Source organism: Marininema halotolerans (genome assembly GCF_900116235.1).
GTDB classification, from domain to species: domain Bacteria; phylum Bacillota; class Bacilli; order Thermoactinomycetales; family DSM-45169; genus Marininema; species Marininema halotolerans.
The window spans coordinates 129,767-154,140 of record NZ_FPAA01000003.1 but is presented as its reverse complement, the minus strand read 5'-3'; the positions used below and the strand labels follow the sequence as shown (position 1 = coordinate 154,140).

Sequence of the window (24,374 nt, the reverse complement as noted above, 5' to 3'; positions counted from 1 at the left end):
TATAACAAAGGTTCCATTCATCATCGAATGGAACCTTTGTTATTATTTTTCACTGCACCTTTTCTTCCTGTGCAATCGCGTTGGCAAAGAGGGCGTGAACAAATTGATCCGTTATAAAGGGCTGTAAATCATCCATCTGCTCACCCAGCCCGATCCATTTGACTGGAGTGGCTAATTCACGACGAATGGCAATAGCGATGCCACCTTTTGCCGTCCCATCCATCTTCGTCAAGACAATTCCGCTTAAGCCCGTTGCGTCATTAAAGATTTTTGCTTGTTGTAACGCATTTTGACCCGTGGTTGCATCCAAAACGAGCAAGGTTTCATGGGGTGCACCTGGGATTTCACGTTGAATCACCCGATGAACCTTGGTTAATTCCTGCATCAGGTTCACCTTATTTTGCAAGCGGCCTGCTGTATCACAGAGGAGAATATCGGCTCCTCGAGCTTTTGCTGCTTGGATGCCATCATAGATCACTGCTGCTGGATCAGATCCCGCTTGATGACGAATCACATCCACTTCCACACGCTCTCCCCATACCTGGAGCTGTTCAATCGCTCCGGCACGAAAGGTATCACCTGCAGCGAGGACCACTTTCTTCCCTTGCTGCTTGTAATAGTGCGCTAATTTCCCGATGGTTGTTGTTTTCCCTACACCATTGACTCCCACCATTAAGACAATGGTCAACTCTCCATCCTGTATGTTCATGGAGGGTGAATGAGCTGCCTCTCCCTTTAAGATGTCCGCAAGAATCTCAGACATCAAGGGTTGTAATTCAGCCGGCTCTTTTATCCGGCGCTCTTTTACCTCCTTCCGCAGGCGATCCACAATTTCAAGCGTCGTATTGACGCCAACATCCGCACTGATCAACACGTCCTCGAGCTCTTCATACATCTCTTCATCAATATGACTACGCATAAAGACAGCATCCATCGCACCGGCTAGAGAGGCACTTGTTTTCGATAACCCCGATTTGAATTTGTTTGTGACGGATTCTGTCGTTTTGGAGACACTTTCCTTTAACCGTTTAAAAAAACTCATCCGATTTCTCCTCCTTCTTCCATCGCAGCGGCAACTTGTTGTTCCCCATCAAATTCTTCTAATTTAACGGAGACAATTTTGGACACTCCAGCTTCTTCCATTGTTACCCCGTACATGACATCAGCACCCTCCATGGTCCGCTTTCGGTGGGTAATGATGATAAACTGCGTGTTCTGGGAAAATTCCCGTAAGTACTTCGTAAAACGAGAAAGATTTGCTTCATCCAGCGCCGCATCCACTTCGTCCAATACACAAAAGGGAACCGGCTTGTAGCGGAGAACCGCAAATAATAGGGCAATCGCAGCTAACGCCCTTTCTCCACCTGATAAAAGCGCCAGATTTTGCGGTTTTTTCCCTGGGGGTTGTGCTGTAATTTCGATTCCGGTTTCCAATAGATTATCGGGTTCCGTCAGACGTAAATCAGCTTTCCCACCCCCAAACATTTTAGCAAAAACATCCGTAAATTCGACCCGGATTGCTTCAAAGGTTTGTGAAAATCGCAATGACATTTCCTTTTCAATCTCCCGAATCACTTCATGAAGGGTATCTTTCGCCTGGAGAAGATCATCCCGTTGGCCACTGAGGAAATTAAGCCGCGTGGAGATACGTCCATGCTCTTCAATGGCTCCCAAATTCACCTCACCTAAGGCAGCAATTTTTCCTTTTAACGATCGCACTTCACGTTCTGCTTGTTTGGGATCTTCAGGGCGTTCATATCGGGTTTTCGCTAACTCATAGCTCACTTCATACTCTTCTGCTAGTTTCTCCAATAAATGGTTCAACTCTACATCGAGACGATTCGCGCGTACTTCCTGCTGATGTAATCCTTCCTCATGCTTACGAAGTCCTTGTTGCATCACTTTCAACTCAGCTTCACGCTCACCTCGATCACTATGTGCAGCATCCCGTTCCTCTTTAGAAAGGGTGAGTTTTGAGTATACCGCTTCCTTTTGTGTACGAAGTTCTGTCACTTTTTCAAGGAGAATCTTCGCTTCTTCTTCACGATTTTCTTCACTCGTTTCCTGCCGATCTAATCGTGTTTTTGTCTCATGGATCGACTCTTCGATTTTTGCTGTTTCCTCAGCCAAGCGATCACAGTCAAGGGCAAGGTATTCCCGTTCTTGGTTGAGGCGAGCCACTCCAATCTTCCAATCGGTAATCTCGTTATTAGCAGCATCCATTTCAGAGGCATGTTGATCTACTTCTTCTTGGGAGGAACGAATTGCATCTTTGAGTTTATCCTCTTCTGTTTCCGAAGCCCCGATCTGCTCTTGCAAGCTCTTCTGCTGTTCTTTGATTCGGGTCACTTCGTTGTTCAGCCGCTCTTTTTCAATCTGTGTGGTTTCCTGTTGCGAAAGAAAAGTGCGATTCTCCACTTGCCATTCTCGTTCCGTGCCCTTCAATTCTTGCTGGGATTGTCGGAGAGCATCCATCTCTTCACGTAGATCCTCTACGTTTTCATCAAGGTCTCGCTGTTGACCGAGGAGTTCATCGTGATCTTCAAGCGCTTCTTCCCATGAAGATTGCGCGAGCGATACTTCTTTTTCAAGCTCTTCAACCTGACGTGACCGACCCAATAGATTGTTTTGTGTTTTTTGCCGACTCCCCCCAGACATGGACCCACCTGGGTTAACGACATCACCTTCTAAAGTAACAATTCGATAACGGTAACTTAATCGACGAGCGATCATATTCGCCTGTTCTAAGGATCGAGCGACAATGACTTGTCCCAAAAGATTGAGGATCACTTTACGGTATTGTTGGTCACACTTCACTAAATCCGCCGCAATCCCAACAAACCCATCCATCCCTTCCAGTTCCGCTTTTTCCTGTGCAGGGAAAAAACGCCCCTTTATTACATCGAGGGGAAGAAATGTGGCACGTCCCGCGCGCTGTTCTTTCAGAAAACGGATTCCCGCTCGGGCAGTCGCTTCATTTTCCGTTACCAAATGTTGCATCGCTCCACCCAGCGCTGTTTCAATCGCCACCTCAACTTCTGCTGGAACCTGAATCAACTGGGCAATCGCACCATACACACCGGATAGCCCGTGCATACCACGGTCTCGTGCTTTTAGGACTTCTTTCACCCCTTGAAAGAAACCAGCATGTGCTGCCTCCATCTCTTTCACAATTTCTCTCCGTGAACGGAGGCTGTCCAATTTTTGCTCAGCTTGTCGTAATTGTGTTGCTGCTTCTCGAAAACTCTTTTCAAGTTCTCCTCGTTCCTCTACCAATTCTTCCATCTGTGAACGACAAGCGCTAAGCGCATTTTCCACATCAGCTTGCTCATGATCCAGCCAATTTTTGCGTCCCTTCAGTTCCCCTGCCTTATCTTCATCTGTTTTTTCTTTTATTAATATGGCTTCCAAAGCGGTATTCAACTGATGAACTTGTTCCTGGATATGGCGTAATTCACTGTCTAAGCGTGTTCGTTCATTTAATAACGTAGAAAGTCGATGTTTTAAATCCTCTAAATTAGCGGCACCACTATCACCCGATGCGGCAAAGCGTTCGAGGGCCTCTTCTAGCTTTTTCTTAGCATTGGCTAACTCGATCTCTTTGGCTTGTAACTTCTCTTGTTGCCGAGTCCACTCTTCTTCCCGTTCTCTTTTTGTCAGGGTGAGGGCTTGAAGGCGTTCCTTTAATTCCGAAATCACCGCTACACGATTTCGCGAACGCTCCATGAGAACTTCCCGTTGCCCCTCCGTCTTCTCCAGTGCCTCACTGCTTCGTAGGAGTTCTTGTTGCAAAGCTTCAACCTGCTGTTCTTTCTCACCAATGCTCCAGCGTACCTTCTCCAGCTCCGCTTCATGCGTTGAAACGTCTGCAGCCAACTGTGCTTGCTTTTCACGGAGATGCTGAAGCCCTTCATCGGCTTCCTGCCAATTTTGATGAAGCGTTTCTATCTTATGTACATACAACCCGATCTCGGCATGCGTCAGCTCGACTTTTAATTCTTTATACTTTTTCGCCTTCTCTGCTTGATCAGCAAGGGGGGCCACCTGATCCTCTAACTCACTCACTAAATCCTGAATTCGGGAGAGATTTTGATCCGTCGAATCGAGCTTTTTTTCCGCTTCCCGTTTCCGCGATTTATATTTGACAATCCCAGCCGCCTCTTCAAAGATGGCTCGGCGATCTTCAGACTTGGTTGAAAGAATCTCATCAATTCTCCCCTGGCCAATCATGGAGTAAGCCTCTTTACCAATGCCCGTGTCCATAAACAGTTCGGTAATATCCCGTAGTCGGCACGTTTGTTTATTAATGGAATACTCACTCTCACCTGAGCGATATACCCGACGGGCGACTGTCACTTCTGCATAGTCAAGCCCCAACTTCTGATCCGTATTATCAAAAGTAATCGCTACTTCACAATATCCAACGGGCTTACGGGAATCACTCCCAGCAAAAATGACATCCTGCATCGAAGCTCCACGTAAGCTTTTGGCACTTTGCTCCCCAAGTACCCACCGCATGCCATCGGTTACATTGGATTTACCACTTCCATTAGGGCCCACTACCGCCGTCACGCCCGGTACAAATTCCAATTCTGTCCGATTAGCAAAGGATTTAAATCCCACCATATCTAACCGTTTGAGGTGCACTCAGCTCCCCTCCTTTCAAAAAAACTCCTTTTCATCTCTCAGTCATGCAACTCCCTGCTAGCAGGAATGGAGCGAGTCTTATCTCGCTCCGTTATTACAGTTTACCACGAAAAACCTTATCGATGGACTTTGTGTTAACCATCGCCAACTCTCTACAAAATGGTCAAAAAAACAAACGGCAATCTCCCGATAAGTGCCCTGTCCAAATCATTCTAGGTACGTATGAATATAAGAACTAGATTTTTCATGCACATGTATATCCCTATCCACCTCTCTATAGGAGGAATGTTTGTGAGCACTTATCTACGCTGGTCCAAGTTACCCTATGCTGGAGAAAAGACGCCTCCAAAAAACCCAGTTGAACCTTTAGCAGGTTCCTGGCCCACTTATTATCTCAAACGAAGCAGGGATGGAAGTTTTCAAACGCCTGCTGGTCAGCGAATATCATTAGCCATTCGAAACCCCAACACAATTAACTGGTATCGACAATTAAAATTTGTACAATATACCTTGAACAATATTACTCCCCAGCAAATTAAAATTGCGAAATACTGGGGAGATGGACCACCCACTAAACAATGGACACCCATAATGGACCGGTTAATTGACACTTATGGTGTTTCAGCCCCAAGAGCAGCAAGAATACTCGCTGCAACGCAAACGGCAATCAATGACATTTTCGTAGTGGTCTGGTACTTAAAATACAAATGGGATGTCGCCCGTCCCGATCAATTGGATCAAAAACTAGCCACCATTGTATGTACCCCTCGTTTTCCCACGTACCCTTCGGGTCATGCTGCCGTCTCAGGAACTGCCGCTGAAGTTTTGACCCATTTCTTTCCCCCCGAAGCAAAGCGCTTGGCGCAATTAGCACAAGAGGATGCAAAGTCAAGATTATATGCAGGGGTTCACTTTAACATAGACGACAATCAGGGGCTTCGCTTGGGTCGACAAATTGGGCGCATCATCGTTAATGTATTAAAAAATCAGCGGAATGCCGCCGGGCAACCCATTGACCCCACCCATATGCCCAACAAACATGCGGTTATGATGCCTCCCCCTTATCGGCAAGTGATGCCCTATCCTTATCCCTATCCCCATCATTGCCAGTCCTTACTACGACCCACAAAGGTGAGGTAATATTTTAAATCGACATAAAGCTCCTCAGCAGTTAGAAGGGAGGTGATATACCCTTCATAACAAAAGCAAAGGAGCTTTTTACATAGTTAAATATATATTTAACAATAGTTATTTAATAAATCAAAACTTAACGACATCAATCTCGTATTATTTTTTATAGTTATCTATAATAAATATTAAATTATCAATAAAAACTGTATAATTCGGTTTGTCGGAATCTAATTAATTAAACAAAGCAAACTGAACGCCTATCCTATGTACACTTTCAAGACGGTATTGCTTACCACACGCGAGTCCCAACAGGTACTTCATGGTCTGGCTTTAATAACGATACAGATCCATCTTCTAGCACAGTCCCTAGTACCAACACCTCGGAGATAAAGTTTGCGATTTGCCGTGGAGGAAAGTTGGTTACCGCAACAACCTGTCTACCCTCTAAATCCGCCAAGGTGTATCGGTCGGTAATTTGTGCACTGGATTGCTTGATCCCGATCTCACCACCAAAGTCAATCCATAGTTTATACGCGGGCTTTCTAGCCTTTGGAAATGGTTCGGTACGCACAACATTGCCTGCCCGAATTTCGATTTGGGCAAAATCATCAAAGGTTACGTTCGGCATGATTGACACTCCTTTTTCCCTACACATTGATTCTTTCATACCTTCATCTTCTTTTTAAATTACCCGTGAGTATACTAATCATTTTGTCCAACTGCAAGGCTTATTCCATTATAATCGTTTCCTTATCGCCCTTCTCTCTTCTCTACCCTTCATTCATTTTGATTGGTTGATTGAGTATGGTCTCTGTTTTGATCGAGAGCTTGAGGAAGTTGCTGGGCCAATTGCTCCATCGATTGAGCAATCTTCTCATGAGCTTGCAGTATGCGCCAGGCGACAATGACTGCAAACAGCGCTAAGAGTAATGGGATCACCATGAAAATAAGAGTTAGGAGTGAGCTAGCTATTTGAAAATGATGCATGTTCATCTCTCCTTTACTACTAAATAGAATAAAATCACTTTTATTCTATTTAAATTCATAAATTACTTATTAAAACCCTCCTTTCTAAATAAAAAAATCACCGGTTCACAACTCCCGGTGATTACTGCTTAATTTTTCTTCTGAAATTGTGTTAGCGCTTCGGCTGCCGCTTTTTGTTCCGCTTCCTTCTTCGAACGACCTGTTCCCGTACCGAGCTTTTTGCCCGCCAACCAGACTTCAGCAACAAACTGACGATCATGGGCTGGACCTTGCACATCGACGATCTGATATTCTAAGGAACCGAGTCGATCCTGCTGAACTGCTTCTTGTAGTTGGCTTTTTGCGTCGGTCGCCTGTGTAAGAAAACAGTCATCAATCAAAGGGAAAATCGTTGACTGGAGAAAATCCTTTACCCCATGAAGACCCTTTTCTAGATATAATGCACCGATGAAGGCCTCAAAGACATCCGCCAACAGCGAAGGACGATTCCGTCCTCCGGTCATCTCTTCACCCTTGCCCAATCGAACATGATTGCCAAAGTCCAATCCCCGGGCAAAAACAGCGAGGGAGGGTTCACATACAATGCGTGCTCGCATTCGTGTAAGATCTCCCTCGTGTAAATTTGGAAACCTACGATAAAGATGCTCGGATACTGTTAGTTCCAACACTGCGTCACCAAGAAATTCCAACCGTTCATTATCGGGTTGGCCTTTCTCCCCCTTCCGCTCATGGGCGTAGGATGTATGGGTGAACGCTTGGAGAAACAGTTCTTCATCCTGAAGAGTCAGGCCGATCGACTGCCCCAATTCGGCCAGATTCATCTGCTGATCACCCCTTATCCATTACAACTCTTCATACGATTTCAGTACGATTGTCGCGTTATGTCCACCAAAACCAAGAGAGTTGGATAATGCTGCACGTACCTGCACTTTACGCGCCTCATTGGGTACATAATCCAAATCACATTCCGGATCTGGGTGTTCGTAGTTGATTGTTGGAGGTAAAATTCCTTCTTTCAATGCGAGTGCAGTGATAATTGCCTCCACACCACCCGCGGCTCCTAACATATGGCCATGCATCGATTTCGTTGAACTCACCGCCAATTTGTAGGCATGTTCACCAAAAGTCGTTTTAATCGCCATGGTTTCAAACTTATCATTGGGGCCTGTCGATGTCCCGTGGGCATTAATGTATCCGATATCCTCAGGTGCCAACCCGGCACTCATTAATGCTCGTTTCATCGACCGGGCTGCTCCTTCACCTTCAGGAGCAGGTGAAGTAAGGTGATGAGCATCTCCTGTCATTCCATAGCCAACAACTTCAGCATAGATGGTCGCTCCACGGGCGAGTGCATGATCCAGATTTTCCAGGATAAGAACCCCTGCCCCTTCACCCATAACAAAACCATCTCGCTCCTTGTCAAAGGGGCGACTTGCTTTTTGTGGCTCTTCATTATGAGTGCTCATCGCCTTTGCTGAACAAAAGCCTGCAAAAGCCATTGGCGTAATCGTCGCTTCAGTCCCTCCTGCAATCATGACGTCCGCTTCGCCCCGCTCCACTATTTTCGCAGCATCACCAATGGCGTTGGTACCCGTAGCACATGCAGAGATTGCTGCACTATTTGGCCCCTTAGCACCTAAAGAAATGGACACTTGTCCAGCAGCCATGTTAGGAATCATCATGGGAATGAAGAAGGGGCTTACTCGACGGGGACCCTTTTCCATCAATTTACGATGCTCCTCTTCCAAGGTAGACAAGCCACCAATCCCTGATCCAATATATACACCCACGCGATCTCGGTCCATTGTTGTCAAATCGAGATCCGCATGTTTTAAAGCATCTTTAGCCGCACCGACTGCAAATTGAACAAATCGATCCATACGACGCACATCTTTTTTATCCATATAAACCTCTGGATCGAAATCATTCACTTCACCAGCGATTTTCGTCGGATACTCACTGACATCAAAACGGGTAACCGTTTGTATGCCTGATTGACCTGTGATTACATTGTTCCAGAAGGATGAAAGATCATTACCAATTGGCGAGATCACACCCATACCGGTAATGACAACCCGTTTCGTCATGTTTCTTCACCGCCTTTAATCAAAAACGTGAGAGAGAATATCGTAAAAAGAGGGAGAAAGTCCCGTTCACGAACGGGACTTTTCATCCTCTTAAGAGTGGGAATTAATATAAGAGACGATGTCCCCTACCGTTTTGATCTTTTCAGCATCTGCATCAGAAATTTCAATGGAGAACTCATCTTCTAATTCGAGAATGAGATCCATACTATCCAAAGAATCTCCACCCAAATCCTCTGTGATGGAAGCTTCAAGAGTCACTTCAGCTGCATCCACACCCAAACGATCGACGATAATGCGTTGTACACGGCTTAGCGTATCTGCCATTTCCTTCACCTCCCTTTCGTAGTATACGAAAAGCTTGCTTGAAAATCGAGTAGCAATAGAAAATGATTGCTTTTTTTTTACGTGACCATACCGCCATCTACATTAATCGTTTGCCCTGTAATGTATGATGCGTGATCGGAAGCGAGGAAAACCACTGTTTGAGCAACATCCTCTGGTTTACCCAAGCGAGCCAGAGGGATTTGTTCCAGCATGCTTTTTTGCATTTCATCACTAATTGCCTCGGTCATATCCGTTTCAATAAACCCTGGCGCGATCGCATTCACCGTAATATTTCGCGACGCTAGTTCGCGGGCAACGCTCTTTGTCAGCCCAATTACCCCCGCTTTAGCAGCGGTGTAGTTGGCTTGACCCGCATTCCCTTTCAAACCGACAACGGAACTCATGTTGATGATGCGTCCAAAGCGTTGTTTCATCATCGGACGGGTAACCGCCTTTGTAAAGAGGAAAACCCCTTTTAGATTGGTATCGACTACTTGGTCCCAATCCTCTTCCTTAATACGAAGCAACAAATTATCTCGGGCGATCCCTGCATTATTCACCAGGATATCCACTCGCCCCCATGTACTGACGGTCTCCTTCACTGCACGGTCAACATCCGCCGCTTTAGAGACATCTGCTTGAATAATTAGTGCCTGCCGCCCTAAATCACGAACAGCTGTAGCGGTATCCTCTGCAGCATCTTGATTCCCCGCATATACAATGGCTACATGGGCTCCTGCTTTGGCTAAGGCAAGGGAAGTCGCTCGACCAATCCCTCGAGAGCCACCCGTTACAAGCGCAACCTTCTCCTCCAGCATCGGAAATCCTCCTTCAGTCATGACAGTCTATCCAATACGTTGGTAAACGAATCCTGATCCTGTACAGATAAAGCGACCACCTTGCGATCCACTTTACGCACCAGTCCTGATAACACATTTCCAGGGCCAATTTCAACAAAGGTTTCCACACCATCTGCAATCATTCGCCGAATTCCATCCTCCCACAGCACAGGAGACGCGACCTGTTCTACCAATGAGTGTCGAATCTCTTTTGCTTGCTGTTGGGGGCGGGCCGACACATTTGAGAGAATCGGCACCTTAGCATCTTGTATATCACATGCTTGAAGAACCTTTTCCATCTCAAGAGCAGCAGATTTCATTAAACGTGAATGGAAGGGCCCACTCACAGAAAGAGGCATCACTCGGCGGGCACCCGCGTTTTTACAACCTTCACCTGCTGTAGCAACTGCCTTGGCTTCACCAGAGATAACAATTTGTCCAGGACAGTTATAATTTGCTGGCTCTACCACGCCGCCAGCCTCCTGTACTTCCAGACAAACCTTCTCTACCGCTTCCCGGTCCAAACCAATAATGGCTGACATCGCTCCCTCACCTGCGGGAACTGCCTCTTCCATCAATAGACCGCGCTTTCTCACGGTTTTTACAGCATCAGAAAACTGCAACGCTCCTGCTGCAACCAAAGCAGAGTATTCACCTAAACTATGACCTGCCACATAATCAGGCACAATCCCTTTCTCTTCAAAAAACGGTAAAAGTGCCACGCTGGTTGTCAACAATGCCGGTTGAGCATTCGCTGTTAAACGTAGTTCATCCTCTGGACCTCTAAAACAAAGATCTGAAAGGGAATACCCCAAAATCTCATCTGCTTCTTCAAACCGTGCTTTCACACGAATGTCTTTCTCTGCTGCAGAGAGTCCCATCCCGACACTCTGAGATCCCTGTCCTGGAAATAAAAAGGCGAGTTTACCCAACTGATATCCTCCTCGCGTTGTCTAACTTATTGAGTGATCTTCTTAGGAGGGTAAGGACCATTTCACAACAGTAGCTCCCCAGGTCATCCCACCACCAAATCCAACAAGGACAACCGTATCACCTCGATGTATCCGGCCTTCTTGTACCGCTTGATCCAGCGCAACGGGTACGGAAGCCGATGACATGTTTCCACACCGGTCCAAATTGACAACCACTCGTTCTTTTGAGATGCCCAATCGATCAACGGCTGCATCAATAATACGCATATTGGCCTGATGTGGAATAAGATGATCAATATCTTCTTTGCCAAGCCCTGCTTTACCAAGAGCTGCTTCTGAGGATGCACCGATGACACGAACAGCAAATTTAAATACTTCACGTCCGTTCATAGAAATCGTGTGCATATTGTTTGCAACGGTCTCTTCACTTGCAGGTGTCCGGGATCCTCCACCTTCTTGCTTCAGAAGATGCCCTCCAGCACCATCGCCGCCTAATTCAAAGGAGAGAAAGCCTTCCCCATCCTCCACTGGCCCTAGAACCGTAGCACCTGCACCATCCCCAAACAGAACACAAGTATTACGGTCTGTATAATTGGTAATACGTGATAAACAATCGACTCCAATGACCAGGGCATGTTCATATACCCCCGTCTTGATAAATTGAGCGGCAACACTCACTCCATAAATAAAACCGGTGCACGCAGCAGAGACATCAAATGTTGCTGCTTTCTTCGCACCTAATCGGTCTTGCACCAAACAGGCTGTCGCCGGAAAAGTCATATCAGGTGTAACCGTTCCAACCACAATTAAGTCCAGTTGTTCTGCAGTAATACCGGCAGCATCCAACGCTCTCTGAGCCGCCTCAACCGCTAGATCAGAGGACGCCTGATCTTCCGAAGCGATACGACGCTCCCGAATGCCAGTACGAGAGACGATCCACTCATCGCTGGTATCCACCATCTTTTCCAAATCAGCGTTTGTCAGTACTCGATCAGGTAGATAGGATCCAGTTCCAATAATGCCAACTGATCGCATCATCCCTCACTCCTCTCTAGATCATCTGAAATCCGTTGGATCACACCTCGCTCCACAAACATACGAGTTTGACGAATCGCGTTATAAACCGCTCGATCATCGGAGGAACCATGTGCCTTGATAATCGCTCCCCCTACCCCAAGCAAAGGGGCTCCGCCATGCTCTTTGTAATCCATACTGGAGGCAAAGCGCTTCAATCCCGGTTTTAAAATCGCAGCTGCTAACTTACTTAATGGATTACGCGTAAATTCTTCCCTTAATTTACTAAAAATCGCTTTTGATACACCTTCTGTATTTTTAAGTAGAATATTGCCAGTAAAGCCATCGCAGACTAGCACATCACAAACGCCTTCCAGCACATCCCGTGCTTCTACATTGCCAATAAAGTTAATCGGTAACGCTTGAATTTGGCGATACGCCTCTTTCATCAAGGTCGTACCTTTCCCCTCTTCTGTACCGATATTTAAAAGGCCTACACGAGGACGGGGGATTTCCCACCCGTTTTCAACATACACGCTTCCCATTAAGGCATACTGTCGTAGGTGTTCAGGACGAGCCTCTGGATTGGCACCCACATCGAGAACCAACACCTTTCCCCCTGTCACCGTTGGAAAGCTAGGCGCTAACGCGGGTCGGTCAATTCCAGATATTCGTCCAGTTGCGAAGAGGCCAGCCGCCATTAATGCACCTGTATTTCCAGCACTGATAAATGCATCAGCTGCCCTATCTTTTACCATCTCACATCCGACGACCATCGAGGAATCTTTCTTGCGTCGAACCGCTCGAACAGGCTCATCCTCTGGTGTAATTACCTCAGTAACGATCCGTACAGAAAGGTGATCCATCGAAGCCTGTTCCAACACAGGCGTAACCACTTCATCGGTTCCTACAAGGACAAACTCGGTATCTCGCCAGGTTTTAGCCGCTTGCAACACACCATTGATCATGGCAGAAGGAGCATGATCTCCCCCCATTGCGTCAAAGGCAATTCGCATTATTCGTCCTCCTTTGCGCGGTACACATCAAAAACGGCTTGAAAGACAAGTTCATTTCCGACCAAGGTGTTTACATCCACCTGCGTACGGCTTGATTTTTGTGTAACCCGAGCTTTCGCTATACATTTTTCTCCCAGTTGTACGGGTCGTACAAAGCGGAGGCTAGCAGTAGCAGTCAATGCCGTCTCAGCATCCACTACCGCAATCGCTAACGAATTGGCCTGAGCAAAGAGATGATGCCCTCGTGCAATGCCATTCCGCGCAAATACATGCTCATCACGAATCTCTAAGAAGGATGTAGCACCAACATCAAGTGTCAATTCTGTCACTTCCCCGATTACTTCTTCGGGGTAAAGCGATCGAACATGGTCAAAATTTTTCTCAGCCATATCCTTAATCCGGCCACGTAGCTCAGGGATACCTAGCTCCATCCGGTCAAGTCTGATCGTTTGGATGCTGACATGATACCGACGGGCCATTTCCTCATCCGTCAAAAAAGGCTCTATTTCCACTGCCTTCAATAATTGTTGTTGTCTTTCTTTTTTTGACAGACGCACGTTGAGAAAACACCACCTTGTTTGGTACCACCTATTAATACCTAGTACTAAATTAGTATAGCTGAACCCTTTTCTCATGACAAGTAAGGAATCACAAACATGAAATAATTACCATGTAAACCCAAAAGAAAAAGGACTTCTCATGGTGAAAGTCCTTTTTCTTTGAAAATCATTAGTTGTTGACTACTTCTTTCCCGTTGTAATGCCCGCACTCTTTGCAGACACGGTGGGACAGTTTCTGCTCGCCACACTGGGGGCACTTCACCATCCCGGGCACGCTCAGCTTGAAATGAGTACGACGCTTGCGCTTACGGGTTTTTGATGTCCGTCGAAAAGGTACCGCCATGTTTTCACCCCCTTGAAAGCTACATATCCGATGATACGGGATTAATCCTCCCGTTTCAAGAGTTCTTCCAGCTTGGCCATCCGCGGATCAACACGTTGGTTATCACACTGGCAGGACTCATGGTTCCAGTTGGTTCCACATTGAGGACACAGCCCCTTACAATGCTCGTCACAAACCGGTGCGAAGGGCAAATGAAGCAACAGTGCCTGCACGATCACTGGTGTGAGATCAGTAGGTTGATGGATGTCGACGAGGAGTAGCTCTTCTCCTTCCTCATCTTCCCCTTCATCCTCAGGGTTTACACGATTCACATCTGCAAAGGTTTCATCCCATTCCATCTCTAGGGATTTTTCAAAGGATGTGAGGCATCTAGAACAACGTAATACGACATTCGTTGTTTGTTTCCCCTGTACAGGATAGATCTCCTGTTCCTTCCAAGCCGTCACACGTACTTTCACGGGATCTAATTGAAGAAGATCAGGTGTTTCTTTTTCCAGACCCTCCAGTTTAACGGTTCCCTCAAGTTCAATCGGCTTGGGTTGAAAATCCAACTCTCGGAAGGTTATTCGCATGATACCGACTCCCTTACCAAACAGATAAATTATATTGGATTTTGATGTACTCTGTCAATGTTTCTCGGGTTCACGCCGCTTTTTTTCCTTTTTTCTCCCCTGGAAGGTTTTTAAGATAAGAAAGGGCTTCCCCAAGCGTATGTACTGGAACCAGTTTCATTTTGGATCCAATTTCTTGAACCGTTTTCCTTGCTATTTTTTGGTTCGTATCTTCTACTTCTTGGTCGGCTGGCACAAAGAAAATTTCTGCACCTTCATCATCCGCAGCTACAATTTTGTGCTGAATCCCCCCAATTTGACCCACTTTCCCATCAGGAGTAATCGTCCCTGTCCCTGCCACTTGGTATCCCTGTGTTAAATCGGTTTGCTCTAGTTGATTGGCTATTTCTAATGAAAACATTAATCCTGCAGAAGGTCCCCCGATATCCCCCGCTTCGATTTTCACAACAGGGTTGGTTTTCACTTCTCGTTTGGTAACGGGTTGGATGCCTAAACCGGGGCGATGAACTCCATTTGTCCCAGGCAAGCTTCCTAATACCACTTGGTCATTCATCGGTTTTCCTTCACGTGTATAAGCCAGTGATACTTTATCTCCGATTTTTTTCCCTGATAAGTAGGCGACTAGCTCCTCAGCGCGCTGGACTGGCTTCCCATCCACTTCTTTGATGAGATCTCCTTTATGTAATACTTTTTCAGCTGGCATATTTTTAATCAAAGATAAGACCTTTACCCCGAGAAATTTCTCTTTCACTGGTCGAGAAGTCGCATGAAAAGCTGCTAATACAGCATCTTGTTGCGACTCCTTCATAATCTCCTTTTGCCTCCGATCATAATCCTCTGAGTTTCCACCTGTACCCAAGACCTCTTTCTCTGGAATCAACTCATAGGTCGAATCGACCTTAGCCGCTAACCAGCCAAAGATATTTCCTTTTCGCATGGCCACCGTTGTTAAATAAAAGTGCCCTTTTTCTGACCCTGAAGGTTTCGGGTGAACAGTAACCATGGGATGAACGTCTAACGCTGACCCTGGCAACATGAGGTAATAGGGGACTGGAATCAAAAATAAGACGGCCCAAATCACCACCACAGCGATCAGTGGAATCACCCAAGAATTGCGATATCTGCGTCGATTATTTGTCATCATGTCTTTCCTCCCAATCACTGATCAACCTTTTAATTCGTTCAATTTGAATGACTGCCGCTTCCTCTCCACGCTGGATGCATTCCCTTACACGGGTAAATGCAGTTGGACTAATGTCTGCTAAATCAGGATGAATGAGTATGTCTGCATCCAATAATTTTTGATTGAGTATCTCTCTTTCCATCACACTTAAAGTCTGAGCGATCACGTCAAATACGGTACGAATTTGTACAGAGGAGCGTTTTGGTACAACATCAACTGCAATGACAATATCAGCTCCCATCTCCTTTACAACGGTAATGGGTATCCGATCAATCACCCCCCCATCTACCAAGGTCCGCCCATTAACCGTTACCGGTTCAAAGATACCCGGTATCGATATACTTGCTCGTACAGCTACATCAATTGGACCCGAGCGGAATACAACGCGTTCCCCTTTAACAAGATCGGTTGCAACAACTGCCGTGGGAAGGGGTAACTCTTCCATATGTTTCCCCTTTGTCAGCAGACGAATCAACTCTTTTACCTTTTTTCCTGTCAAAAAGCCCAGACGAGGTATCGTAAGATCCAACCAATACTTTCGTTTTAGATGAATCGCCAACTTCTCCATCATTTCCAGATCTAATCCCTCTGCAAACATCACTCCCACTAAACTGCCGATGCTACTCCCCGCCACATAGTCTACAGGAATGCCTGCCTGTTGAAGAACTTTTAATACCCCGATATGAGCCAGCCCTCGAGCGCCACCCGATCCTAATGCCAACCCGATTTTTGCTTTAACCATCACCCTGGCCACCCTTCTCCATCGTGAGGGTCGAATCGATTTCCGAATCAAAACAGACAAGTAGTCTATTTTTAATTTGTGCGCGTAGACATGTTATTAAAATTCCCTAGAGAACGGAGGATCTCGATGCGTCCGATCAGCCCTGTCCTCCGCAGTCAACTATACTCCATCACTTATGGAGCCATCGCTCTCTTTTTAGTGTGTTCCCTCGTCCTCTATCCTGAACAAGCATTCCAATCCTCATTAAAGGGTCTACGTATCTGGTGGGATGTTGTCTTTCCAGCTCTCCTCCCTTTTTTCATTGCATCAGAGATCTTAATGGGTTTTGGAGTTGTTCATTTTCTAGGGGTATTGCTCGAACCACTTATGCGTCCTCTATTCCGTGTGCCTGGAGTGGGGGCTTTCGTAATGGCGATGGGCCTTGCTTCAGGATACCCTATTGGCGCAAAATTGACCGCTCGTCTTCGCGAAGAAGGGTTAATCTCACGCACCGAAGGAGAGCGGCTCGTATCTTTCACGAATACCGCTGATCCATTATTTATGTTTGGTGCTGTCGCCGTTGGCTTTTTCCATGATGTCAGTTTAGGAATTACCCTTGCACTTGCCCATTACCTTGCTAGTATCCTTTTGGGAATCATCATGCGTTTTCATGAACCCCATGGCCCCTCAACTCCACCACCACCTGCCGACTCTTCTTTCTTTCTCCTTCGGGGACTTAGAGCCATGCATCGTGCTCGATTAGCAGATGGACGTGGTTTAGGGCAACTCATGGGCGATGCGATCAGTACCTCAATCAAAACCCTGCTTGTCATTGGTGGCTTTATCATGATGTTTTCAGTGGTAATCGAAGTTCTAGGGAAGATAGGGGTCACTAACCTTCTAGGAGTCGCTATCTCCCCACTTCTAGCCACCATCGGTATTCCTATTGAACTTTCCTCATCGGTGATCGCTGGAATGTTTGAGATCACCCTTGGTTCTCAAGTCGCTTCCCAAGCACCGGCTCATGTTGATATCACATACAAAATGGCAATTGTTAGCGCAGTTATTGCTTGGAGTGGTTTTTCTGTTCATGCCCAGGTAGCCAATATTCTCAGTAAAACGGATATTCGATATGGTCCGTATTGCTTTGCACGTCTAATTCATGGTGTTCTCGCAGGATCGATTACGTTAATCGCATGGAATCCCATACAACAATATCTGGTTTCCTCTAAGAGTTCCTTACCTGTGTTCGTCAGGGAAATTCCTTCATCCGAATGGGTTCATTGGTCCAATCGGATTCATTTATTCGGATGGCAGCTCCTCTTTATCCTCGGGCTTCTTCTCCTCACGATAATCCTGTGGAAACAAGTGAAAAGTTGGTATTCAAAGGGAGCCCTGTGAATGCATTCTATTCACTGTAATCCTTTTTGCCCACCCTTTTATCATCACCTCCAGAATCGCCTGTTTCACTTAACGAAGTGGATCGCTTTCATTGATTATACAAGTTCGCAAAAAAAAGGAGGTGACTTAGGAATGCTTAACGCCTTCCTAAGTCACCTCTTCATAAATATACGCTTTCCTATGTTTTGCACACCATCACTTCCCTATTATAGGCGGTTCTACAATCGATGCGACTTCATTCAGGGTTACTGAAATCCTAGAAAAATAGATTTTTGTTAATCCCTCAAACCCTGAGTCGGTTCCAACGAAGAGCCACAAATCTCCATCAGCGTCCGATTGCGCAAAGAAGGGTTGTCCATTGTTTGTATAGTTTTTCAGTTGATAGGTGGATTTCTGATCCCCGATTTTCGCTAAATTCCCCATTACAATGGCATGTGATCCCTCTATCTTTTGATTCCCTTTGTCCACATTAAAGCGATAGTAATCCCCATCAATAATCGGCTTAGGTTCATACGCTACGGCACCGGCTTTCACATAGACACTCTCCCCAGGTGCACCACCGATTCCCATTTTCCCAGGCGCTGCATTGGTTGCAATATCAAAATTAAAGTCAATGTAATAGCGGGTATTCGGTTTTACTTTTATCTGCTTTTTTACATACATAAACAAATCATCACTACGATTCATCCCCGTAAGAGAAAGCCCTTGCTGAGATGGATCCAATTCTGCCGGCATATTTTCAAGGGAAAACTTGGTCTGATATAGATCCGGGTTTTCCACTGTGTGTGGAAGATCGGCAAATTCTCCAGACCATCCTTGGGTCCCTAGATTAAAAGTATCTTCAAATTCGATGGTTGAAGGATAGTCTACCGGGGGTATCTCATCAACTGCTGCCTCAGCATGCACTCTCCCCCCTAGCATTCCAATGACACCCATTATCGATAGTAATGCAATAAAACCCCATTTTTTCATCCCCATCTTCTCCTTCACTCCTTTTTTTATTTCTACCACCACAATACCTCGTAGAAATGTTTCTAAACGACATTTTGATCCAAATTACGTTAATTAGTTCAATTAATATATTGTTATTTGCATGAATAATCCTTCGTAACAAAACTAGGATCATTATAATCCTTTAAAATATACATATCAACCCAATTATTATTCAAATCATTGAATAAATAATTTTTATACGTTTTTTATTCAACTGTTAGACAATTTAACCTATTCTATATTATAAAATTATCCACCGACCCCATACGAGTACTTTCATCGCTTTCGTCCATATCAAACCATTCTCCCTAAAAATGGGTAATTGTTCATTTATATTTTTTTTTATTCATCCGAGATTATCTCTCTAATTACTACCCAAGCATCAAAAAGAAATACAAAAACCCCTTCCCAACCAAGGAAAGAGGTTTTAAGATAAATGCCCATTTTTATATTATAATATATAATATAAGGGTGTATGAAAGAATTAATTGGTGTATTTTTTCTTCAATGCTTCTTCTACAACAGGGGGAACTAAATCCCCGATATCGCCACCATACTGAGCAACTTCTTTTACGATTCCTGAACTTAAAAAAGAATATTGATTATTCGTCATCATAAACAAGGTTTCAATATTGGAATCCAGCTTTTTCATCATGGAAGCAAACTGAAGCTCATATTCAAAATCCGTGATGGCACGCAAACCACGAATGACATTGGTTGCTTTACGGTCATGGATATAATCAACCAGTAAGCCTTCAAAGTGGTCCACCTCCACATTGCCGATGTCCATCGTCACTTCACGGATCAATTGCACCCGTTCTTGAACCGTAAACAACGGCCTTTTTTGGGAATTATGTAAAACAGAAACGACTACTTGATCAAAAACTCGTGCACCACGTTGGATGATATCAAGATGCCCCAAGGTAATCGGATCAAAACTACCTGGGTACACAGCAACTTTTTTCAAAATGAAGGACCTCCTTCCTATGATTCTTTTGTATATAGATCAATTTGAATGTCTCCATAAGTAAGGGTACGTTCGATGTACAACTTTCCGATCTCCTGTGGCAAGGCTTCGCCCTTATCATGCTCAGCAATCAACCAGCCATCCTCTTCTAAAAGTTCCCCTTCATCGATCGATTGTATCACTTCTGGTAATACCCCATCCTTGTATGGTGGATCAAGAAATATTAATTGAAAGGAGATCCCTCTTCCTTTTAATGTTCGCAGAGCTGCACGAGCATCCCGTTGATAGATTTCTACATGCTTGTCCAATCGAGTCGCTTTAGCATTCCGTCGTACTGCTTCAATGCTCCCGCGAGCTTGATCGATAAAGATACCACGTTCTGCCCCTCGGCTTAATGCCTCCAGCCCCAATGATCCTGATCCTGCAAAAAGGTCTAAGACAAATCCCCCAGAAAAAAACGGACCAATCACTTGAAACAAGGATTCCTTTACGCGATCCGTCGTAGGGCGAACGGAAAGCCCTTGCACGGAATGCAATCGTGTCCCCTTGGCACAACCGGCGATAATACGCATGTGCCCACCCTCTTTCGCCGAATTAACAGTATCCATCCTACCACAAAGTTTCCTAGGTTGAAAACGAATTCAATTCTACCCACGAATTTATAATCTGCGAGGTATAGAAAAACTTTTGTTCGGAAAAGATAGGAAAGACAGCGTCAGGCGATGCTGTCGAACCGCGGAGAAGACTTACGTTTCCCCATAAGCTCTTCCTCCGGTTTCTCCTCTCCCATTCAGTATCTGGGTCATCCCAGATACCATGAGTCCTCCACATTGGGGGGCTATTTTTTTTCGCAAAAAAATAGCCTGCGGAATTCCGCAGGAGGGGTATTTGAACGATTTACCGTCGTCTACGCCCTTGACTATCGCGACGACGAACCTTCGCCTTATTTTTTCCGGAAGGTGTTCGATTGGAAATGGGTGGAGGTGTATCCTCAGATTCATCAAACATCTCAGGAAGTTCTTCCCAATCATATTTTTTTGAAGTCGTTCCCCCTAACCTTCTTGAATCGTTGGATCTTTGGGTCTCATTTTCATTTTCTAAGCGCATGGGATCTCCAAGATGTCGATTCGGGGGCAATATTGAACCGCGTGGGGGCTTTGGTTCTTGTGTTTGATTTTGACTCTGACTCTGACTCTCCTGTTCCCAATTCGGGTTTGGTGGTTGCATTCTCTCTGGCGAAGGAGGTGGGGGTCCATCCCATCCCCACATATTACCCCATTCTGGTTGTTGATGGACCTCATTACCCTCTGTTTTCCCATCCTTTTCACGAGGAGGTTGAGGAGGGGGTCCATCCATTCCTAGAAAACCAAATGCATTTTGTTCAGCCCACTCATAATCCCGATTGGATCGAGGTGGTTCAGAAGAATAACCTCGAGGGGGATTTTGAGGTAGATCCATTAACTCCATTTGCTCTTCATTACCCAAGGGTCGATTTTCCACCATTTTCTCCATCTTGTTCTTCAACCATTCCCAGCGGGATGCATCCTTTTGTGAAGAACGGCGTGACGGTTGGTTTTTCACGGAGTGGATCCTCCTTTCCATAGGCGAATCTGCCTAGGTTGCAGTTTACACTAATACCATATGACCAGTGACCTTTGCCTGTCCCCGGCATCCGCCTAACCCACCACCCAAAATATCGGGAAAATGCCCCCTGCATTTTTTTATGAGAGCATTCTTCGTAACATCAACGATTCTGTAAACGTAATAACTTCTTCCTTAATGAGATGATCTAGAACCCGACTTGTCAATTCCTTTCTACGAGGGTGCGCTTTTAATATTTCTATCTCCTCTGGCGTAAATACATGATCTGCCAATTGATTCATGTACGTTATAAGCGCAAAGACCCCTCGTGTCTGTCGAACGAATCGCGCCTCTTCTACCGTTTTCGTAAGCATCTGTACAGAGATCGCCTTACGTCCTAGCGCCAGATTTACTGTTTGGGTAAGATCCTGATATAGCGCTTTTTTCACAGTGTTCATCAGATAAACTCCCCTCCTACTTCACTCTCCTCTTATACCTATGCATAGGTCAGGTGATCCGATCCGTTCGATTTTTTGATCGGACAACGAAGAATTTTGGAAGGCAGGCTTCTATTTTTTGAAAAATCAAACCTCATTGAAAAAATATTTTTTCTATGTATTTACAACATTACACTTATTTGGTATATTAGAATTAGGCCAATTCCCCAGTTTTTTACCTCTTTGTCCTTTTTCAACTAGAGAACAACACTCTCCTTCTTTCTTGCGTCAGTGTTTAAACAACCCTGATGGAGTTGGCTACATGATCCTCGACCGTCGGACCATGTTCGAAAGGAGGGTACGAACGTGGAGAGATGGATCCTACTCTTCTCTGCGGTCGTCAGAATGGTCGAGACTTTGACGCAGCTATCACAACGCTACGGGCAGAGAACCAAGCGAAAGAGCCGAAAAAAAAGCCCTTACCTTTAGGCAGGGCCAATCTCTCTTCACCCTGACCCGGAGGATCTTCCCTCCGGGTTTTTGGGTCACAATCTCAATATATGAAGGGGTAAAAAAATTACTACCGATTAATCGAAATTTGCTTGGTTCTTTTCAAATCGATCCAGATATCCCCTGAGCCATGTGTACGCCGGTGCTTCATAAAAAGCCTCCTGGTTAAGTAAACGAGTCGCATCAGCACGGGCCACTTCTAGTACTTTGAAATCCGTGATCAAATCCGCGATTTTAAAATCAGGTATGCCACTTTGTTTCACTCCAAAATAATCACCAGGGCCTCGTAATTCCAAATCACGACGAGCAATCTCAAATCCATCCGTCGTCTCAGTCATCACTCTCATTCGTTCCACACCGGTTTCTGAACGAGGATCTGCCACAAGAATACAGGTAGCTGCCCCTCCTCCTCTACCCACACGCCCACGCAATTGATGAAGTTGCGCTAAGCCAAAGCGATCCGCATCGTAAATCACCATAACACTGGCATTGGGTACATTTACCCCAACTTCTACCACTGTTGTGGAAATTAGCACTTGTACCTCGTTGGCCTCAAAACTTTTCATCACTTCATCTTTTTCACCTGAAGGCATCTTTCCATGTAGAAGACCCACACGAATCGGGGCAAGCTCCTGCGTGATGGATTCAAAAACAGAGTAAGCATTTGCTAGATCCATCTTCTCCGATTCTTCAATTAAGGGGCAAATGACATAGGCTTGTCTCCCGGACACACATTGCTTACGAATAAACTCAACCACTCTTTCCCATACCCCTGATTTCACCCAATAAGTCTCCACGGGTAACCGTCCAGCTGGCAGTTCATCGATGGTCGAGACGTCCATATCGCCATAGGCTGATATCGCCAGTGTTCGTGGGATGGGAGTGGCTGTCATATACAACACATCAGGGGCCTCACCTTTTTCCCTGAGAAGAGAACGTTGCTTCACGCCAAAACGGTGCTGTTCATCTGTAATCACAAACCCGAGGGAACGAAATTCAACCCCATCCTGGATTAATGCATGGGTCCCTACCACGACATCGGCTAACCCCATTTGGGCTTGACCAAGGGCTTCCCGCTTTTCTTTAGCGGTCATTCGCCCTGTAAGCGAAATCAATCGTACACCCACGGCTCCTAGTAATGGTTCAAGGGAACGGAAGTGTTGCTCCGCAAGAATTTCTGTGGGTACCATCATCGCTCCTTGAAATCCTGCCAAATAATTTGCATAGAGGCAGATCGCAGCTACCACTGTTTTTCCGGAACCCACATCTCCCTGAAGCAGACGATTCATTCGCTCATGGCTAGAAAAATCCGTTAAAATTTCCTGTACCACTCGCTCCTGTGCAATGGTTAATGGAAAGGGCAATTGATCGATAAATGATTGAAGCTTTTCTCGATCAAAGGAGCGAACAATCCCCTGTTCTTCCTGCTTTTGTCGACGGCGATGCCATAACAATTTTAATTCGTACAAGAACAGTTCTTCATAGACCATCCGTCGCCTTGCCTGCCTACCTTCTTCCTTACCCTTTGGAAAATGGAGTAAGTACATCGCTTTGCTTCTTGGCATTAAGCGATACTCCTTCAATAATTCATGAGGAAGAATTTCCTCAATTGCTTTTCCAAATTGAACAAAGGCACGGTAGATTGTTTTTCGTAGCCATGAAACCGATAATCCTTCCGTTACAGAGTATACCGGTTCTAATCGGCCAACTTGTTGTTCTTGTTCGTCAGGGCTGATCATTGTACGATCCGCTGTCAATTGTAGACGGTGAGCATCCCACTTTCCAGAAACCACAATCGGTTTTCCAGGGATTAATTTTGTTTTGAGAAAGGCCTGATTAAACCAAATCACCTGGATAAACACACCCTCTACTTCCAAGCGACCGGTTAGACGCGATTTATTTTTTCCATACCAGCGATTGCTCACTTCACCATAGAGTACACCACGAAACGTCGCTTTTTCTTCATGAACAGCTTCGGCAGGCTTTGACAACCGATAGTCATCATACCGATAGGGATAATGGGCAAGAAGATCACCGATCGAGTGGATTCCTAAGCGAGCCAACTCTTCTGCTCGCTTCGCCCCTACTCCCTCGATATCGTTTACCTTTCGTTGAAGGTCCCCCATTAT

25 protein-coding genes are annotated in these 24,374 nt (G+C 45.5%); 3 read left to right on the top strand and 22 right to left on the bottom strand.

Features of this window, described 5'->3' with window-relative positions; translation table 11 throughout:
* Positions 1–49 precede the first annotated feature (49 nt).
* Positions 50–1,042, bottom strand: a complete 993-nt coding sequence (gene ftsY / locus CHX35_RS05040; RefSeq protein ID WP_091834879.1) for a signal recognition particle-docking protein FtsY — start codon at positions 1,040–1,042, stop codon at positions 50–52.
* Complete coding sequence (smc, locus tag CHX35_RS05035) at positions 1,039–4,626, bottom strand: chromosome segregation protein SMC (protein WP_425435300.1); 3,588 nt, start codon at positions 4,624–4,626, stop codon at positions 1,039–1,041. Before smc ends, ftsY begins: the two co-directional genes overlap by 4 nt.
* A 312-nt stretch (positions 4,627–4,938) precedes the next feature.
* On the opposite strand from smc, the gene CHX35_RS05030 reads away from it, so the two are divergent.
* A complete protein-coding gene (locus CHX35_RS05030) occupies positions 4,939–5,787 on the top strand; it encodes a vanadium-dependent haloperoxidase (RefSeq protein WP_245838647.1) in 849 nt (282 codons plus the stop codon).
* Positions 5,788–6,067: 280 nt separating this feature from the next.
* On the opposite strand, the gene CHX35_RS05025 is transcribed toward CHX35_RS05030, so the two are convergent.
* The 14 genes from CHX35_RS05025 to CHX35_RS04960 form a co-directional block, all read right to left on the bottom strand.
* Positions 6,068–6,406: a tRNA-binding protein gene (locus CHX35_RS05025; RefSeq protein ID WP_091834869.1), complete on the bottom strand. Its 339-nt coding sequence runs from the start codon at positions 6,404–6,406 to the stop codon at positions 6,068–6,070.
* A gap of 149 nt (positions 6,407–6,555) precedes the next feature.
* The gene (locus CHX35_RS05020) at positions 6,556–6,765 is read right to left on the bottom strand and encodes a DUF8066 domain-containing protein (RefSeq protein ID WP_091834866.1); all 210 of its coding nucleotides are present in this window, start codon (positions 6,763–6,765) and stop codon (positions 6,556–6,558) included.
* A 128-nt stretch (positions 6,766–6,893) separates the two neighbouring features.
* Entirely contained in the window at positions 6,894–7,586 is a 693-nt protein-coding gene (rnc, locus tag CHX35_RS05015) for a ribonuclease III (RefSeq protein WP_091834863.1), read from the bottom strand.
* 21 nt (positions 7,587–7,607) lie between these two features.
* On the bottom strand, positions 7,608–8,852 hold the full coding sequence (fabF, locus tag CHX35_RS05010; protein WP_091834860.1) for a beta-ketoacyl-ACP synthase II: 1,245 nt from the start codon (positions 8,850–8,852) through the stop codon (positions 7,608–7,610).
* A 90-nt stretch (positions 8,853–8,942) separates the two neighbouring features.
* Positions 8,943–9,176, bottom strand: coding sequence for an acyl carrier protein (locus CHX35_RS05005; protein ID WP_091834857.1), 234 nt, complete (start codon positions 9,174–9,176; stop codon positions 8,943–8,945).
* Positions 9,177–9,253: 77 nt separating this feature from the next.
* Entirely contained in the window at positions 9,254–9,994 is a 741-nt protein-coding gene (fabG, locus tag CHX35_RS05000; protein ID WP_091834853.1) for a 3-oxoacyl-[acyl-carrier-protein] reductase, read from the bottom strand.
* A gap of 17 nt (positions 9,995–10,011) precedes the next feature.
* Positions 10,012–10,947 carry an ACP S-malonyltransferase gene (gene fabD / locus CHX35_RS04995; protein ID WP_091834850.1) on the bottom strand — a complete coding sequence of 312 codons (936 nt, stop codon included), beginning with the start codon at positions 10,945–10,947 and terminating at the stop codon, positions 10,012–10,014.
* Between the two features lie 42 nt (positions 10,948–10,989).
* A complete protein-coding gene (locus CHX35_RS04990) occupies positions 10,990–11,982 on the bottom strand; it encodes a beta-ketoacyl-ACP synthase III (RefSeq protein WP_217895866.1) in 993 nt (330 codons plus the stop codon).
* Positions 11,982–12,977: a phosphate acyltransferase PlsX gene (gene plsX / locus CHX35_RS04985; RefSeq protein WP_091834845.1), complete on the bottom strand. Its 996-nt coding sequence runs from the start codon at positions 12,975–12,977 to the stop codon at positions 11,982–11,984. Before plsX ends, CHX35_RS04990 begins: the two co-directional genes overlap by 1 nt.
* A complete protein-coding gene (gene fapR / locus CHX35_RS04980; RefSeq protein WP_245838660.1) occupies positions 12,977–13,528 on the bottom strand; it encodes a transcription factor FapR in 552 nt (183 codons plus the stop codon). The genes plsX and fapR overlap by 1 nt, the downstream gene beginning before the upstream one ends.
* Before the next feature lie 178 nt (positions 13,529–13,706).
* A complete protein-coding gene (rpmF, locus tag CHX35_RS04975) occupies positions 13,707–13,880 on the bottom strand; it encodes a 50S ribosomal protein L32 (RefSeq protein WP_091834839.1) in 174 nt (57 codons plus the stop codon).
* Positions 13,881–13,921: 41 nt separating this feature from the next.
* Positions 13,922–14,452, bottom strand: coding sequence for a YceD family protein (locus CHX35_RS04970; RefSeq protein ID WP_091834836.1), 531 nt, complete (start codon positions 14,450–14,452; stop codon positions 13,922–13,924).
* A 70-nt stretch (positions 14,453–14,522) separates the two neighbouring features.
* Complete coding sequence (locus tag CHX35_RS04965; protein ID WP_091834833.1) at positions 14,523–15,596, bottom strand: SepM family pheromone-processing serine protease; 1,074 nt, start codon at positions 15,594–15,596, stop codon at positions 14,523–14,525.
* Positions 15,583–16,377 carry a patatin-like phospholipase family protein gene (locus CHX35_RS04960; RefSeq protein ID WP_091834830.1) on the bottom strand — a complete coding sequence of 265 codons (795 nt, stop codon included), beginning with the start codon at positions 16,375–16,377 and terminating at the stop codon, positions 15,583–15,585. Before CHX35_RS04960 ends, CHX35_RS04965 begins: the two co-directional genes overlap by 14 nt.
* Positions 16,378–16,503: 126 nt before the next feature.
* Here CHX35_RS04960 and ylbJ point away from each other — a divergent pair, with 126 nt between their 5' ends.
* Complete coding sequence (ylbJ, locus tag CHX35_RS04955) at positions 16,504–17,757, top strand: sporulation integral membrane protein YlbJ (RefSeq protein WP_091834826.1); 1,254 nt, start codon at positions 16,504–16,506, stop codon at positions 17,755–17,757.
* A 195-nt stretch (positions 17,758–17,952) separates the two neighbouring features.
* On the opposite strand, the gene CHX35_RS04950 is transcribed toward ylbJ, so the two are convergent.
* The 5 genes from CHX35_RS04950 to CHX35_RS04930 form a co-directional block, all read right to left on the bottom strand.
* Complete coding sequence (locus CHX35_RS04950; RefSeq protein WP_176391893.1) at positions 17,953–18,768, bottom strand: hypothetical protein; 816 nt, start codon at positions 18,766–18,768, stop codon at positions 17,953–17,955.
* 466 nt (positions 18,769–19,234) lie between these two features.
* On the bottom strand, positions 19,235–19,717 hold the full coding sequence (coaD, locus tag CHX35_RS04945) for a pantetheine-phosphate adenylyltransferase (RefSeq protein WP_091834819.1): 483 nt from the start codon (positions 19,715–19,717) through the stop codon (positions 19,235–19,237).
* A gap of 17 nt (positions 19,718–19,734) precedes the next feature.
* The gene (gene rsmD, locus CHX35_RS04940) at positions 19,735–20,325 is read right to left on the bottom strand and encodes a 16S rRNA (guanine(966)-N(2))-methyltransferase RsmD (RefSeq protein WP_091834817.1); all 591 of its coding nucleotides are present in this window, start codon (positions 20,323–20,325) and stop codon (positions 19,735–19,737) included.
* Positions 20,326–20,614: 289 nt separating this feature from the next.
* Entirely contained in the window at positions 20,615–21,298 is a 684-nt protein-coding gene (locus tag CHX35_RS04935) for a hypothetical protein (RefSeq protein WP_091834815.1), read from the bottom strand.
* A 140-nt stretch (positions 21,299–21,438) separates the two neighbouring features.
* Positions 21,439–21,756 carry a hypothetical protein gene (locus CHX35_RS04930; RefSeq protein WP_091834812.1) on the bottom strand — a complete coding sequence of 106 codons (318 nt, stop codon included), beginning with the start codon at positions 21,754–21,756 and terminating at the stop codon, positions 21,439–21,441.
* Between the two features lie 345 nt (positions 21,757–22,101).
* Here CHX35_RS04930 and CHX35_RS17985 point away from each other — a divergent pair, with 345 nt between their 5' ends.
* Positions 22,102–22,224, top strand: a complete 123-nt coding sequence (locus CHX35_RS17985) for a hypothetical protein (protein WP_281252054.1) — start codon at positions 22,102–22,104, stop codon at positions 22,222–22,224.
* 98 nt (positions 22,225–22,322) lie between these two features.
* Here CHX35_RS17985 and recG read toward each other — a convergent pair whose 3' ends face one another.
* On the bottom strand, positions 22,323–24,371 hold the full coding sequence (recG, locus tag CHX35_RS04925) for an ATP-dependent DNA helicase RecG (protein WP_091834809.1): 2,049 nt from the start codon (positions 24,369–24,371) through the stop codon (positions 22,323–22,325).
* Positions 24,372–24,374: the final 3 nt, after the last annotated feature.